This window comes from Antribacter sp. NEAU-D49 (assembly GCF_057158775.1).
Map to the genome: position 1 here is coordinate 43,797 of NZ_JBXTSN010000005.1, position 13,054 is coordinate 56,850.

At 74.1% G+C, this 13,054-nt stretch carries 12 protein-coding genes; 4 read left to right on the forward strand and 8 right to left on the reverse strand.

Translation table 11 applies throughout. From position 1 onward, the window contains the following. Positions 1-118 precede the first annotated feature (118 nt). Positions 119-1,756: an NlpC/P60 family protein gene (locus tag AC060K_RS06030; RefSeq protein ID WP_483764522.1), complete on the reverse strand. Its 1,638-nt coding sequence runs from the start codon at positions 1,754-1,756 to the stop codon at positions 119-121. 204 nt (positions 1,757-1,960) lie between these two features. Next, the gene (locus AC060K_RS06035; protein ID WP_483764523.1) at positions 1,961-3,181 is read right to left on the reverse strand and encodes an NYN domain-containing protein; all 1,221 of its coding nucleotides are present in this window, start codon (positions 3,179-3,181) and stop codon (positions 1,961-1,963) included. Between the two features lie 151 nt (positions 3,182-3,332). Here AC060K_RS06035 and AC060K_RS06040 point away from each other — a divergent pair, with 151 nt between their 5' ends. Then, positions 3,333-3,974, forward strand: coding sequence for a lysophospholipid acyltransferase family protein (locus tag AC060K_RS06040; protein ID WP_483764524.1), 642 nt, complete (start codon positions 3,333-3,335; stop codon positions 3,972-3,974). 76 nt (positions 3,975-4,050) lie between these two features. After that, complete coding sequence (locus AC060K_RS06045; RefSeq protein ID WP_483764525.1) at positions 4,051-5,355, forward strand: MFS transporter; 1,305 nt, start codon at positions 4,051-4,053, stop codon at positions 5,353-5,355. Here AC060K_RS06045 and AC060K_RS06050 read toward each other — a convergent pair. Genes AC060K_RS06050 through AC060K_RS06065 form a run of 4 tightly spaced genes read right to left on the reverse strand, consistent with a single transcriptional unit; the run spans position 5,251 to position 8,882 of the window. After that, on the reverse strand, positions 5,251-6,249 hold the full coding sequence (locus AC060K_RS06050) for a helix-turn-helix domain-containing protein (protein ID WP_483764526.1): 999 nt from the start codon (positions 6,247-6,249) through the stop codon (positions 5,251-5,253). The two genes, AC060K_RS06045 and AC060K_RS06050, sit on opposite strands and share 105 nt — an antisense overlap. Positions 6,250-6,284: 35 nt before the next feature. Beyond that, positions 6,285-6,908 carry a hypothetical protein gene (locus AC060K_RS06055; protein WP_483764527.1) on the reverse strand — a complete coding sequence of 208 codons (624 nt, stop codon included), beginning with the start codon at positions 6,906-6,908 and terminating at the stop codon, positions 6,285-6,287. Between the two features lie 23 nt (positions 6,909-6,931). Then, on the reverse strand, positions 6,932-8,032 hold the full coding sequence (locus AC060K_RS06060; protein WP_483764528.1) for an App1 family protein: 1,101 nt from the start codon (positions 8,030-8,032) through the stop codon (positions 6,932-6,934). Between the two features lie 49 nt (positions 8,033-8,081). Then, positions 8,082-8,882, reverse strand: coding sequence for an S-methyl-5'-thioadenosine phosphorylase (locus AC060K_RS06065; protein WP_483764529.1), 801 nt, complete (start codon positions 8,880-8,882; stop codon positions 8,082-8,084). A 114-nt stretch (positions 8,883-8,996) separates the two neighbouring features. Between AC060K_RS06065 and AC060K_RS06070 the strand changes: the two genes are divergently transcribed. After that, positions 8,997-10,058: an NAD-dependent epimerase/dehydratase family protein gene (locus tag AC060K_RS06070; RefSeq protein ID WP_483764530.1), complete on the forward strand. Its 1,062-nt coding sequence runs from the start codon at positions 8,997-8,999 to the stop codon at positions 10,056-10,058. A gap of 73 nt (positions 10,059-10,131) precedes the next feature. Here the strand turns inward: AC060K_RS06070 and AC060K_RS06075 are convergent, their stop codons facing one another. Beyond that, positions 10,132-11,256: a sensor histidine kinase gene (locus AC060K_RS06075; RefSeq protein WP_483764531.1), complete on the reverse strand. Its 1,125-nt coding sequence runs from the start codon at positions 11,254-11,256 to the stop codon at positions 10,132-10,134. Continuing rightward, positions 11,253-11,960 carry a response regulator transcription factor gene (locus AC060K_RS06080; protein ID WP_483764532.1) on the reverse strand — a complete coding sequence of 236 codons (708 nt, stop codon included), beginning with the start codon at positions 11,958-11,960 and terminating at the stop codon, positions 11,253-11,255. The genes AC060K_RS06075 and AC060K_RS06080 overlap by 4 nt, the downstream gene beginning before the upstream one ends. 287 nt (positions 11,961-12,247) lie before the next feature. On the opposite strand from AC060K_RS06080, the gene AC060K_RS06085 reads away from it, so the two are divergent. Then, the coding region (locus AC060K_RS06085; RefSeq protein WP_483764533.1) for a glycosyltransferase family 2 protein at positions 12,248-13,054 on the forward strand (807 nt) is incomplete at its 3' end.

Sequence of the window (13,054 nt, forward strand, 5' to 3'; positions counted from 1 at the left end):
ATCGTAGAGCACAGGTACGGCACACCACAGGGACTGGTCAACCTGTGTCCCCCGGGTAACGGGTGATCCCTCCCCCCGCATCGCGCAGGGGGAGGGATCGGCTACGGGGCTGAGCGTCTCAGCCGGCCTGCCCGCCGAGACGACCCGGGCCGTTCCACGTACCGTTCGAGTAGTAGACGTGCACAACCCAGGAGCTGGGGTCGACGAAGGCCACCGACCCGCCGGCGTCGGGAACCCCCAGACCGGAGCCGGCCTTGGCCCGGCCACCGATCCGGTGGTAGTCCCAGCCGCCCGTCGAGGTCCAGCTCGCGTTCCCCACGTAACCCTCGGTGTCGATGAAGAAGACGTGCTTGTCGATGTGGACCAGCGGGGAGTCGGCACGCACCGGGTGCTCGGTCAGCACGGCGGGACCCTGCCAGGCACCGTCCTGGTAGATGTACCGCACCAGCTTGCCGCTGGGGTTCACGTAGGCGATCCGCCCGTCGTAGTAGGCCAGGTCGGAGCCGGCTCGCGCCTTGCCGCCGCCGGGCATGCCGTCCTGCCAGCCCTCACCCGAGGTCCAGTAGGCGCTGGAGACGTAGCCGGCGGCGTCGATGTAGTAGACCTTGCCGTCCAGGTGGACCAGCGGGGAGTCGGCGCGCACCGCCTTGTCGGTCAGCACGCTGGGGCCCTGCCAGGCACCGTCCGCGTAGTAGACGCGCACGAGCTTGCCGCTGGTGTTGACGTAGGTCACCGACCCACCCTCAGGCTTGGCGGACAGGCCCGAACCGGCCCGAGCCTTGCCGCCGATCCGGTGATACTGCCAGCCGCCGGCCGAGGTCCAGCTCGCGTTCCCCACGTAGCCGGCGGCGTCGATGAAGAAGACGTGGCCGTCGTTGTGCACCAGCGGCGAGTCGGCACGCACCGGGTGGTCGGTCAGGGTGTGGGGGCCCTTCCACTCACCGTCCTGGCGGAAGTCGTGCACGAGGACACCGTCCGGGTTGACGAACGCCACGGAGGTGCCGTCCGCCTGCCGCGCGAACGGGAGGTGCGTCGGCTCGGGCTCGGGCTCCGGGGCCGGGTCCGGGCTCGCCACCAGGTTCCTGTACCGGAGCGCCTGGTATCCCTGGGACTGCAGCGTCGAGACCCGCCAGGTGCCCTCGATCGCCCCGGGGTTGGGGTCGTAGCCACCCGCCACCGGACCGTTCGACCTCATCTCATAGGTGACAACGGTCGTGCGGGCGGCGTCACCCCACTTGAGGAAGAGGACGACGTGGTTGTCGTAGGCGTTCAGCGCGTCGCCCGGTCGCAGGTCGGAGTAGGAGATCGGGACCGTCCAGTCCGCGATGCTGCGCGTGCTCGGTGCCGACTGCCCGTCAGGCTGCAGGCCCCACGCCATCGACACGAAGCCCGAGCAGTCACGACGGTACGTCCCGTGGGTGTTCGTGTGCGAGTAGGCCCGGTTGTACTTGATGTTGGGGTCGACCCACGACTTGCCGCGCTCCAGGATCTGGCTTCGCGTCAGCGACAGGCTGCTGGAGAGCGACTGGACCGTGGCCCCCGTCGCCGCCTGCGGCACGTAGCCCTCGGGAGCCGGTGTGGAGGCGAACAGGGTCCCGTCGGGGTTGGTCTGCGTGTCGACCGCCGAGGCGGCGGTCGACGTGCCGGCCAGGAGCAGGGCGGCCAGCACGGCGCTCACCACGCCCACGGTCCCGGCACGGCTCGCGCCGTTCGTCCGGCGGCTCCATCGGGTCTGGATGCTGGGAGGGATGGACATCTCATCACTTCTTCCGTCGAGGCCCCGGGACTGTCCCGGGCTCATGACGGAAAAGTTAGGGAGCGGGTGCTGCGCGCCAGCGCCCATACCCTGCCCGTACCTGCTCACACCCGTACCCCGGCCCGTACCCGCACACGACGGTGCCCCTGTGGCGGGGGCCGAAGACCCGCACCACAGGGGCACCGCTCATCCTGAAGAGGTGGCTCAGGCCACCGACACCAGGTAGTCGTCCGCCGCGTCGTCCCAGTTGAGCGCCACGGCGCCTGCCGCGTTGGCCGCCTTGCAGAACTGGAGGAAGCCCCGGTACCCGAGCGCCTTCTCGGAGAAGTCCGGACGCTTCTTGCGGACGGCGTTCTTCAGCCCGGACAGGGCCGCGGAGCCGCCGGCCTCCTGCACCACGGACTGCAGCAGCGCGAACGCGGTGTCGGTGCTGCCCTGCTCGGGGAGCGAGACCTCGGGGTCGCCGGTCGACGGTCCCGCGGCCAGCACCACGAAGTCGCGGTCGGCCAGGAACCGCAGGAACTCGCCGAACGTGCGGAAGCCGTAGTCGGACTCGCTGAAGGTGGGGTCCTTGCGGAGCAGCGTCCGCTTGAGCGCGGACGCGGTGACCGGCCCGCTCGTGGAGGCCTCCAGGTCGGCGAGCGTCTGCGCGACGCGAACCTCCATGGTGCTCTCCTCCCCGGGGGCGTCGTCCTCGAAGGCTGGCTCCTCGACGGGCTCCACCGCCTCGGCGACGGGCTCGGGCTCGGCCTTCGGCTTGCGCCTGCGCGGGGTCTTGGTGCCCGACGACGGCACGGTCGCCTCCGCGTCCGGCACGCCCGGGGCGGGAGCCGGCTCGGCCGGGGGGAGCTCGACGGCAGGTGCGGTCTGCGCGGGCGTGCGCTCCGCCGTCGTGCCGCGGCCGCGCCGACCGCGGACCGGTGCCGGACGGTCCGCCTCGTCGGGGACGTCGACGCCCTCGAGGCGGTCGTAGAAGAGGAACTCGTCGCAGGACGCGGGCAGGAGGCGGGAGGTCGACTTCTCCACGCCCACCCCGATGACGCGCTTGTTCAGCTCGCGGAGCTTGTGCACGAGCGGCGAGAAGTCGCTGTCCCCGGTGCACATGACGAAGGTGGAGATGTAGTCGCGCTCGAAGGCCATCTCGATGGCGTCGACCACCATCTTGATGTCGGCGGCGTTCTTGCGGGACGCGCCCATGCGCTGCGTCATCTCGATCAGCTCGACCTGGTGGCGCGTCAGCATGCGGCGGTCCTCGTCGAAGTACGACCAGTCCGCGTACGCACGACGAGCGACGACCCGGCCGCGCGCGGCGAGGGCGTCGGCGACCGGCCCGAAGTCGAACTGCATGCCGCCCAGGTGCTCCCGGGCGCCCAGTGCCAGGTTCTCGTAGTCGATGAAGACTGCGAGGCGTTCTTCGGTGTCCATGCCTGCCACCCTACGGGCCGGGCGGGAGCCGCGACGGCCCACGACCCGCCGACGACGCGCCCTGGAAAGTCTGCGTTGCCCTGGTCTTGGGGCTTCAGGGCGAGATGTTCGACACTCCCACGCCGTCGCCCTACCAGGGCACAATGACCTCGTGACGTATCGCATCCTCAAGCTGCTGCTCTCGCTGGTGGCCCTCGTGCTCCTGCGTCCGCGGATCACCGGGCTGCAGAACATCCCCGTCCGCGGGCCGGTCATCCTCGCGAGCAACCACCTGTCATTCATCGACTCGCTGATCATCCCGATCGTCACGCCGCGGCACGTCGCGTTCCTCGCCAAGGCGGAGTACTTCACCGGCAAGGGCATCAAGGGCCGCATCTCCCGGTGGTTCTTCACCACGATGGGCAACATCCCCGTGCAGCGCGACGACCCGCGTGCCGGCCAGCGCTCGCTGGAGGACGCGCTCGTCGTGCTCCGGCGCGGCGGGGCGTTCGGCATCTACCCCGAGGGCACGCGGTCCCGGGACGGCAAGCTCCACAAGGGCCACACCGGCGTGGCCTGGCTGGCGCTCACGGCCGGGGTCCCCGTGGTCCCCGTCGCCCTCAAGGGCACGGACAGGGTGAACCCGATCGGCAAGATGCCCCGCCTCGCCCGCGTCGAGGTGCAGTTCGGCACGCCGATCGACCCGTCCCGGCAGCTCACGGCCGGTACCAAGCCCGCGCAGGCTCGGCGGGAGCTGACCGACGAGATCATGTCGTCGATCCACGAGATGAGCGGCCAGGAGCTCGCCAGCTGAGAGTTCTGGACGACCGGTCAGGGATGCCGGACGTTCCGTCACATCCGGCCGCCGGGCGGCGGCGAGACTCGGCGACATGACGACAGATCTTCTTCCGGGGGCCGGCGCCGCGGACCCGGCCTCCTCCGGGCCCTCCTCCGCCGGCCCCTCCACGACCCCGCCCCCCGCCCCCTCGGCTCCCGGCGCCCGCACCGCGTGGGCTGCCGTCGCCGTCATGATGTCGACCAGCTTTGTCATGGTCCTCGCCGAGTTCCTCCCGCCCGGCCTCCTCACCCTGATGGCGGGCACGCTCGGCGTCACCGAGGGCCAGGCAGGCCAGGCCGTCACGGCCACGGCGATCGCCGGGTTCTTCACCGCGCCGACGATCGCGCTCCTGTTCCCCCGGCTGGACCGCCGCACCCTGCTCTCCGTCCTGACGGTCGCGGCAGCGGTGTCCAGCCTGCTCGTGGCGGTGTCCGGCAGCCTCTGGCTTCTCCTCCTGGCACGTCTCCTGCTGGGTGCCGCCCTCGGCGGCTTCTGGGCCATGTCGCTCGCCGTGGCCGCCCGCCTCGCCGCTCCGCAGCACCTGGGCCGGGCACTCATGCTGGTCAACACGGGCACGACCGTCGCCACGGTCGCGGGCGTACCCCTGGGCGCCTACCTCGGGTCGATCCTCGACTGGCGGCTCGTGTTCGCGGGCGTGGCCGTGATCACGGCGGTGGTCGCCGTGACCCTTCGCGTGGTGCTGCCGCCGGTCGCGCCCGCAGCGGTCACCGGGGTCCGGACGCTCCTGGAGACCTTCCGCGTCCCCGGCATGGCGGTCGGCCTGGCGGGACACGTCCTCACGATCGTGGGCCACTTCGCCGCGTTCGCCTACATCCGCCTCGCGCTCGGCGAGGTGCCGGGTCTGGACGCCGCGGGAATCTCCGTCATGCTGGTGATCTTCGGGATGGGCGGCGTGGTCGGCAACGCTCTGATCGGGCTCGCGATCGACAAGCACCTGCGCGCCCTGCGCTACGCTGTACCCCTCCTGACCGGGGTCGGCATCCTGCTGCTCGCCGCGTTCCCCGGCGTCCTCGGGGTGGTCTACACGGCGGTGGGCGTCTGGGGATTCGCGTTCGGCGCCTGGCTGATCGTGGTCACCACCTGGATGGGCCGGCTCGCCCCCACGCGCATGGAGGCCGGTGGCGGGCTGCTCGTGGCCGGCTTCCAGCTCGCGATCACGGTGGGTGCCGGTGTGGGCGGGCTCCTCGTGGACACCGTGGGCATCCAGGTGACCCTGGTCGCCGCCGCGGTGTCAGCCCTGGCGGGCGGCCTCTTGTTCGGTTCCGCCCCGGAGCGGCAGGACGCGCTGGTCGGCGACACGCCCGTCGGCAGCCCGGCGCCCGGCAGCACGCGGTGAGGTCGCGCGGTGCTTCGGCGTCGTGGGTACGCCCGACTCCGAGGCACCGCGCCGCCACAGCGCCGGCGGCGAGCCCGTGTGCCGCCGGAAGGCCCGGCTGAACCCCGCCTCGGACTCGTAGCCGAGGCGGCGCGCGGCCTCCGCCACGCTCACGCCCTCGCGGGCCAGCAGCTCCATCCCGGCGTCCATGCGGACAGCCGTCAGGTAGCTCGCCGGCGACGTACCGACCACCGCGCGGAAGCGCTCGGCGAACGCCGAGCGCGACATGGCGGCGACCCGGGCGAGGTCCTCGACGGTCCAGGCGGAGGCCAGGTCCTGGTGCAGCGCCTCGAGCGCCTGGGCCACGTACGGGTCGTCCACCTGGTGCAGCCACAGGTCCGGGGCGCAGCCGAGCTCGCTCCACGAGCGGACAGCGGCCGTGACGATCGCGCTGGCGATCCTGCCGCACACCACGGTGTCGCCCGGGCGCTGCGACGGCTGGGCGCCGGACCCGCCGCACCCGATGCTGCGGACCAGGCTGGTCATGTTCGGCTCGTGCTCGGTGAACCGCCGCACCAGCAACGAGGCCGGCAGCACGTCGAGCGCCCGGCTGCGCGTGCCGGGGACGAAGACCACGCTGTTGAGCTCCACGTCCGTGCGCGCCCGCAGGGTGTACCGCTGGGCGCGGGGGAAGAACACGACGTCGTCCGCGGCCAGCTCCTGCCGTTCCGAGCCGATGACGAGCTGGGCACTCCCGCGCACCAGGTAGACGAGTCCCGCGGAGCCGGGGTCGCGGTCGACCCGGTCGTCCGGGGCCAGCAGGTCCCGGCGCGACTCGAGCAGCGACCAGTCGATGGAGGCGAGGGCCCGGTCCAGTGAGTCGACCAGGGTTGCCGGCCCAGTGATCGGCGTCATAGCGGCGAGAACGCCACCCGCGGGTGGGCTATTCCTCAGCCGTCCTGGCAGGCCTCGGCGAGGGCGTCCAGCCGTCCCTTCCAGAACGACCTCAGCGTCTCGGCGTCCTCGGGACTGGTGAGACCGCCGTGCGCGACGCTCACGCGCACCTTCCCCGCCGGGGCACCGGTGCCGTCGGTGGGCTGGTAGAAGGTCACCGTCACCCGGCCGTTCCGTCCCTCCGGCGCCCCCAGGGCCCCGGGCGGCCAGGCGAGGCGCACCGACGACGAGGGCGTGGCGCCCAGCACCTCCGAGCGGTCGCCCGCGCGCACCTCGACGAGGGCGGGGTCGAGCCAGCGGGCGCGCTCCGCGTCGTCGGCCACGAGCTCGTACGCCCGGACCAGGCTGCAGTCGAGCGTCTTGGACGGGCTCACCTCGAAGGTGCCGTCCTCCCGCTGCCCCGGCTCGCGCCGCCCGTGGGCCTGCTCGTACGCCACGGTGAGCGACTGCGCCCACCACCCGTCGATGCCCTGCTCGGCGACGAGCCAGGCCGCGATCTGCTTGTGGGTCCACGACGCGGCATCGTGCGCGTCGAGGAGCTCGAACCAGTACTGGCGCGGCTGCCCGGTGGCTGCGACGACGGCGTCGTCACCCACGGCCTCGGAGCTGGGACGGACCATACGCCCAGACTAGGTCGCGGCTCTCAGTCCAGCACCCGCTCCAGCTCGGCGGCGAGCGCCTCACCGTCCGGTCCGACGACGGTGGGCGCGCCCACGCTCAGCACCTCGCGGTAGCCGTCCTCGCCCGGCGCGCGGGGATCGGACAGCGGTACGGGCCCGCCGTGCGACAGCACCTGCTGGGCGAACGTGAGCTGCCGGATCGCGACGGCCGCGATCCGGCCCGGGTGCCGGGCGTCGGCACGCCGGTAGATGTCGGGGTCGTGCTGGCCGTCGTCGCCGATCAGCAGCCACCTGACGTGCGGGAACATCGCGAAGAGATGGTCGAGCGAGGTGTCCTTGTGCTCAGGGCCGCTGCGGAACCAGCCGGTGTTGGTGGGACCCCAGTCGGTGAGCAGCATCGGGCCGGGCGGGTAGCCGTTCCGGCGGAGGAACCGCTGGAGCACCGACGACGTGTTCCACGCGCCTGTGGACACGTACACGAACGGCGACTCCGGGTGCTCCTCCGCGATGCGCTGGTACAGCTCGGGCATCCCGGGAACGGCCCGACGCGACTTCGTGGAGCGCAGGAACGTGTTCCACACAGCCAGCAGCGGACGCGGGACGGCGGTGATCATCACCGTGTCGTCGATGTCGCTCACGACGCCGAACGTGACGTCGTCGGCCACGACGTGGACGGTGCCGACGGTCGGGGTCGCGGCCGGGCGGCCCGGCTCGGGTCCGCCGCCCGGCGGCGGGCCGGCGGGCTCGAACACGACCTGGTGGACGCCCGGCTCGAGCGCGACGTCGAGAACGGTGTCGACGTAGCCGGCGCGGTCGGCGGCGACCTCCGTGGTCAGCGAGCCCACGGTGACCCGCACGCGCTCACCCGGAGCGGGGAAGCCCAGGTAGGCGCGGAACCCGCGACGGTCCGCGGCGCTGGGGCGGTAGTCACGGGGCGCGAGCAGCATCCGCGCGAGGATCCGCACGCTGCGGGTGGTGCCGTACCCCGTGTACGGGTCCACCCGGGGGGTCCAGCCCGCACGACGCAGCGGCACGGCAGCCGCCGTGAGGAACCGGTCCTCGAGGACCGCCGCGACGTGCGGGCGCTGCGAGTGCTGGTGCGAGGGTGCAGGTGGGACGCTCATCGGCTCCACCTTGACACATGCGGCGGCCCTCAGGGTCCGGGACCTCCGGCTACGGCAGCACGATCGGCAGCGTGAGCCCGTCGAGGACGTGGCGGCATGCGCAGTCGTCGTCGGGCAGGGCCGCGACGGCCGCCTCGACGATACCGGCGAGCGCCGCGACGTTCCGCGCGAACGCGGCGAACACGGCCTCCTGGGTGACGTGGGCGCCGCCGTCGACCCCCGCGTCGGCGTCGGTGACCAGGGCGAGCGTGGTGCAGCAGAGCGCGAGCTCGCGGGCGAGGGCTGTCTCGGGCATGGCCGTCATGTTGACGATCGTGCCGCCGTCGCGGGCGTTGCGGACGGACTCGGCACGGGACGAGAACCGCGGTCCCTGGATCACCACCATGGTGCCGCCGTCCACGACCGGGAGCGGCCCGGGCCGCGCGGCGTCGAGCGCGACGGCCCGGCCGCGGGGGCAGTAGGGGTCGGCGAAGGGCACGTGGACCACAGGGCCGGGCGCGTCGTAGTAGGTGTGCTCGCGGCCCCAGGTCCGGTCGATCACCTGGTCGGGCACCACGAGCGTGCCGGCGGGGGTCTCGGGCACGAGCCCGCCGACGGCGCAGGTGGTCACCACCTGCCGCACGCCGAGCGCCCGGAGCGCCCACAGGTTGGCGCGGGAGGGGACGCGGTGGGGCGGGAACCTGTGGTCGGCGCCGTGCCGGGGGACGAAGACGACCTCGCGCCCGCCGAGCATCCCGCGGGCCGGCGCCTCCGAAGGCGGCCCGTACGGCGTCTCGACGGGCACGGCCTCCGCGTCCGCCAGCAGGCGGTACATGCCGGAGCCGCCGATGATCCCGATGGGTTCGCTCATGCTCCGCACGGTAGCGAGGGTGCTGGGCGTGGCGGGACCGGCTCGCCCGCACCGTCAGGCACCGGTCAGGTGCGCCGCCCGCCCCGGAGGGCCGGCTCCGGCGATGCTGGGGGAATGCGCATCCTGCTCACCGGCGGTGCCGGGTTCATCGGCTCGGCGACCCTCGGCGAGCTCACCGGGGCGGGCCACGAGGTGGTGGTCCTGGACTCGCTCCGCGCGGACGTGCACCCGGACCCCTCGGGCGCCCGACGCCGCCTGCTCGCCCGGGTGCACCCCGGCGGCCTGGTCGTCGCGGACGTCCGGGACGCCGAGGCGACGACGACCGCCCTGGCGGGCTGCGACGTCGTCGTGCATCTGGCGGCGAAGGTGGGGCTGGGCGTGGACCTGGGCGACCTGGAGGACTACGTCTCGTCGAACGACCTGGGGACCGCGGTGCTGCTGCGCGCGGCGGCGGGCCGGGTGGGGCACGTGGTGTACGCGAGCTCGATGGTGGTCTACGGCGAGGGCCGGTACGACTGCCCGGAGCACGGGCGCGTGGCGCCGCCCGCGCGACGGGCGGAGGACCTGGCCGCGGGCCGGTTCGAACCGCCCTGCCCGGTGTGCGGCGCTCCGCTGAACCCCGGCCTGGTGGGCGAGGATGCACCGCTCGACCCTCGGAACGTCTACGCCGCGACCAAGGCGCACGGTGAGGCGCTGCTCGGCGCGTGGGCGCAGGAGACCGGTGCGACGGCAACTGCCCTGCGCTTCCACAACGTCTACGGGCCGGGCATGCCGCGCGACACCCCGTACGCGGGCGTGGCGGCGCTGTTCCGGTCGGCGGTGCTGCGAGGCGAGGCGCCGCGGGTGTTCGAGGACGGGCGGCAGCGCCGCGACTTCGTGCACGTGTCCGACGTCGCGGCGGCGGTGCGGGCCGCCGTCGAACAGCCCCTGGGGGCCGGGGTGGTGACCCCGCTCAACGTCGGGTCGGGCGTGGTCACGACGGTGGGCGAGATGGCGCGGGTGACGTCCGGCCTGCTCGGTGGTCCCGAGCCTGTGGTGACGGGGCAGTTCCGGCTCGGCGACGTGCGGCACGTGACGGCGTCGAGCGAGGCGGCTGCCGCGGCGCTGGGCTGGCGGGCGCGCACGAGGCTGCGGGACGGTCTGGCGACGCTGGGGACCGGAGCCGCCGGCACGTGATCGGCCGGCACCGCGCGCGTGATCGGCAATTCGGTGCGTGATCGGCAGTTCGAGTTGCCGATCACGCACCAAACTACCGATCGGCCGGGTCGGTGACCGGGAGCCGGACCTCCACGTTGCAGCCGGCGTCCGTGCTGGACACGGCGACGCGGCCCCCGTGCTCGTCCACGACCCGGTCCACGAACGCGAGACCCAGCCCGGCCTCGCCCTTCGAGGCCCCGGTGCCCGATCCCTGGTAGCCGGGGCGGAACAGGTGCGGCACATCCTCGTCGGGAATGCCGCCGCAGGTGTCCTGGACGGTGACGCGCGCGACGCCGTCGGCCCGGGCGACGCCCACCACGACCCGGCCGCCACGCCCGCTGGACCGGATCGCGTTCGCGACGAGGTTGTCGAGCACCCGGCCCAGCTCGCCCGGGTCGCCCTGGACGGTCACCTCGTCCTCGATGCGCGCCTCCACGACCACGCCGCCCTCCGCCGCAGCGGGGGTCGCGTGCGCCAGGACGCCGCGGAGCACGTCGCCGACGTCGACCCGCTGAGCCTCCGGGCGCGCCGGCGGGGCATCGGACCGGGACAGCTCGCCCAGGTCCGCGATCATGCGCGACATGCGGTCCACCGCCGCCGCGATCCCGTCGAGGGCGGTCGCAGGCTCAGGGAAGACCCCGGCCCGCAGGCCGTCCGTCGCCGCCCGGATGCCGGCCAGCGGGGACAGCAGGTCGTGGCTCACGAAGCCGACGATCTCCCGGCGCGCGTCCTGCGCCCGCCGCTCCGCGTCGCGGGCCTCGGCCAGCCGGCCGCGGGTGGTCTCCAGCTCGGCCACGACCTGAGCCAGCTCGGCGGTGGCGGGGGCCGACGTCGGGCCGGGGTCCTCGGTGCCGTGCGCGAGCCGCCGTGCGCCGTCGACGAGGAGCCGGACCTCGCGCGCGACGTCCCGGCCGAGCGCCAGGGCGAGCACGACCGCGAGGACCGACGCCGTGCCGAGCACCAGGCGCACCACCGAGGCGTCGTGCGGGGAGAGGAACATCGCCGAGACGTTCACCGCGAGCGCCGCGACCACCGCCGCGAACGGGACCAGAGCCGCGAGGACCAGGGCGAGGACCAGCGAGACGCGGCGGGCCCAGCGGACCGCGGCGAACCCCACGAGCCCCACCGCGACGGCGCAGGCGGCGGTCACGAGGACCATGAACTGGACGTCGGTCATGACGGGCCTGCCGTCGTCGCCGCCAGCACGAGCGCGTAGCCCGCCCCGCGCAGGTTGACCGCGAGGCGAGGGTCCGCAGGATCGTCCTCGAGTTTTCGGCGCAGGCGGCGCACGTGCACCATCACCGTCGAGTCGTCGCCGAAGCTCCAGCCCCACACCCGGCGCAGCAGCTCGCCACGGCTGAAGGGGCGACCGGGCTGCAGCGCGAGGAAGTGGAGCAGGGCGAACTCTCGGGGCGTGAGCTCCACCGTGCGGCCGTGGTACGTGGCGGTGCGGGCGGCGCCGTCGACCACGAGCTCGCCCAGGTCCAGGCGGGTGGGCGGCGGCTCCACGTCGAAGGTGCCGCGACGCAGCAGCGCCTCGACGCGCAGGACGAGCTCCCGGGCGTCGAACGGCTTGGTCACGTAGTCGTCGGCGCCGGTCTCCAGGCCGACGATCCGGTCGTCGACCGAGCCCAGCCCGGACAGCAGCACGACCGGCGTCGCGTCCCCCTCGCGACGGTGCCGCGCGAGCATCTCCAGGCCGGAACCGCCGGGCAGTCGGACGTCGAGCACGACGGCGTCGGGCACCCAGTCACGCCAGGTCCGGTCCGCCTCTGCCGCGTCGGTGGCGGCCCGCGCCTCGTGGCCCGACGCCGAGAGGTGCGCCGCGACGCTGGAGGCGACGAGGACGTCGTCGTCCACGACGAGAACCTTCGTGGTCATGTCTGCACCCTAGTGCGGCGGTGCGCGGGCCCGGCCTGCCCGTGCGACCGGCAGTTCGTCGGATGATCGGCCGCCCGGGCTGCCGATCAACCGCCGCAAAGCCCGTGGGGGGGGGCGCGCCGGGGGGGCCCCCCCCCACCCCCCCCAACTGCCGGTCGGGCGGGGCTAGGCGCCGGGGACCGGGGGTACGGCGGCGGGAAGGTGCCGTGGAGGGGCCCGGGAGCCGTCAGGGAGCCGTCAGGTGCGCTGCCGTGTCGAGCGGGCGCCGCGCTCCGTAACGTCGAGACATGGCTGACCTCGCGTCCGTGGACCTGATCCTGCCGTGCCTCGACGAGGCCGACGGGCTCGCCTGGCTGCTGCCGCGCCTGCCGCGGGACGTGCGGGCGGTCGTGGTCGACAACGGGTCCGCCGACGGGTCGGCCGAGGTCGCCGCCGCGCACGGGGCGCTGGTGGTGCGCGAGGCGCGGCGGGGGTACGGGGCAGCCTGTGCGGCAGGGTTGGAGGCTGCTACGGCCGACGTCGTCGCGTTCTGCGACGCCGACGCCACCCTGGATCCGCTCGATCTGCCCCTCGTGACCGGGCCCGTGCTCAGGGGGGAGGCGGACCTGATGCTGGGGCGGCGCCGGCCGGAGCCGGGTGCCTGGCCGTGGCACCTGCGCCTCGCGAACGTCGAGCTCGCCCGCCGGGTACGCCGGCGCACGGGCCTGCAGGTGCGCGACCTCGGGCCTATGCGCGCCGCCCGGCGCGAGGCCCTTCTCGGGCTGGACCTGCGCGACCGCCGCAGCGGCTATCCCCTGGAGACGCTCGTCGCCGCCGCCGACCGGGGCTGGCTCGTCGCAGAGGTGGACGTCCCGTACTACCGGCGGCGCGGGCGGTCCAAGGTCACCGGGACGCCGCTGGGCGCCTGGCGGGCGGTCCGGGACCTGTCGGCGGTGCTGGCGGCGCCGGGCCCGGGCGTGCCCTCGGAGCCCGCGCCCGGCACGCGTCACGTGGTCGGTAGTTCGGTGGGGGGGGGGGGGGGGGGCCGGGCGGGGCCCCCCCCCCCCCCCCCCCCCCCCCCCCGGCGGGGGGCCCCCCCCCCCCCCCCCCGCGGC

What these genes read in the sequence shown, in the direction of transcription:
- AC060K_RS06060 (WP_483764528.1), bottom strand. Translation starts at nt 8,032, where the DNA reads ATGAGCGTCCCACCTGCACCCTCGCACCAGCACTCGCAGCGCCCGCAC.
- AC060K_RS06050 (WP_483764526.1), bottom strand. Translation starts at nt 6,249, where the DNA reads ATGACGCCGATCACTGGGCCGGCAACCCTGGTCGACTCACTGGACCGG.
- AC060K_RS06065 (WP_483764529.1), bottom strand. Translation starts at nt 8,882, where the DNA reads ATGAGCGAACCCATCGGGATCATCGGCGGCTCCGGCATGTACCGCCTG.
- AC060K_RS06030 (WP_483764522.1), bottom strand. Translation starts at nt 1,756, where the DNA reads ATGTCCATCCCTCCCAGCATCCAGACCCGATGGAGCCGCCGGACGAAC.
- AC060K_RS06080 (WP_483764532.1), bottom strand. Translation starts at nt 11,960, where the DNA reads ATGACCACGAAGGTTCTCGTCGTGGACGACGACGTCCTCGTCGCCTCC.
- AC060K_RS06075 (WP_483764531.1), bottom strand. Translation starts at nt 11,256, where the DNA reads ATGACCGACGTCCAGTTCATGGTCCTCGTGACCGCCGCCTGCGCCGTC.
- AC060K_RS06045 (WP_483764525.1), top strand. Translation starts at nt 4,051, where the DNA reads ATGACGACAGATCTTCTTCCGGGGGCCGGCGCCGCGGACCCGGCCTCC.
- AC060K_RS06055 (WP_483764527.1), bottom strand. Translation starts at nt 6,908, where the DNA reads ATGGTCCGTCCCAGCTCCGAGGCCGTGGGTGACGACGCCGTCGTCGCA.
- AC060K_RS06070 (WP_483764530.1), top strand. Translation starts at nt 8,997, where the DNA reads ATGCGCATCCTGCTCACCGGCGGTGCCGGGTTCATCGGCTCGGCGACC.
- AC060K_RS06035 (WP_483764523.1), bottom strand. Translation starts at nt 3,181, where the DNA reads ATGGACACCGAAGAACGCCTCGCAGTCTTCATCGACTACGAGAACCTG.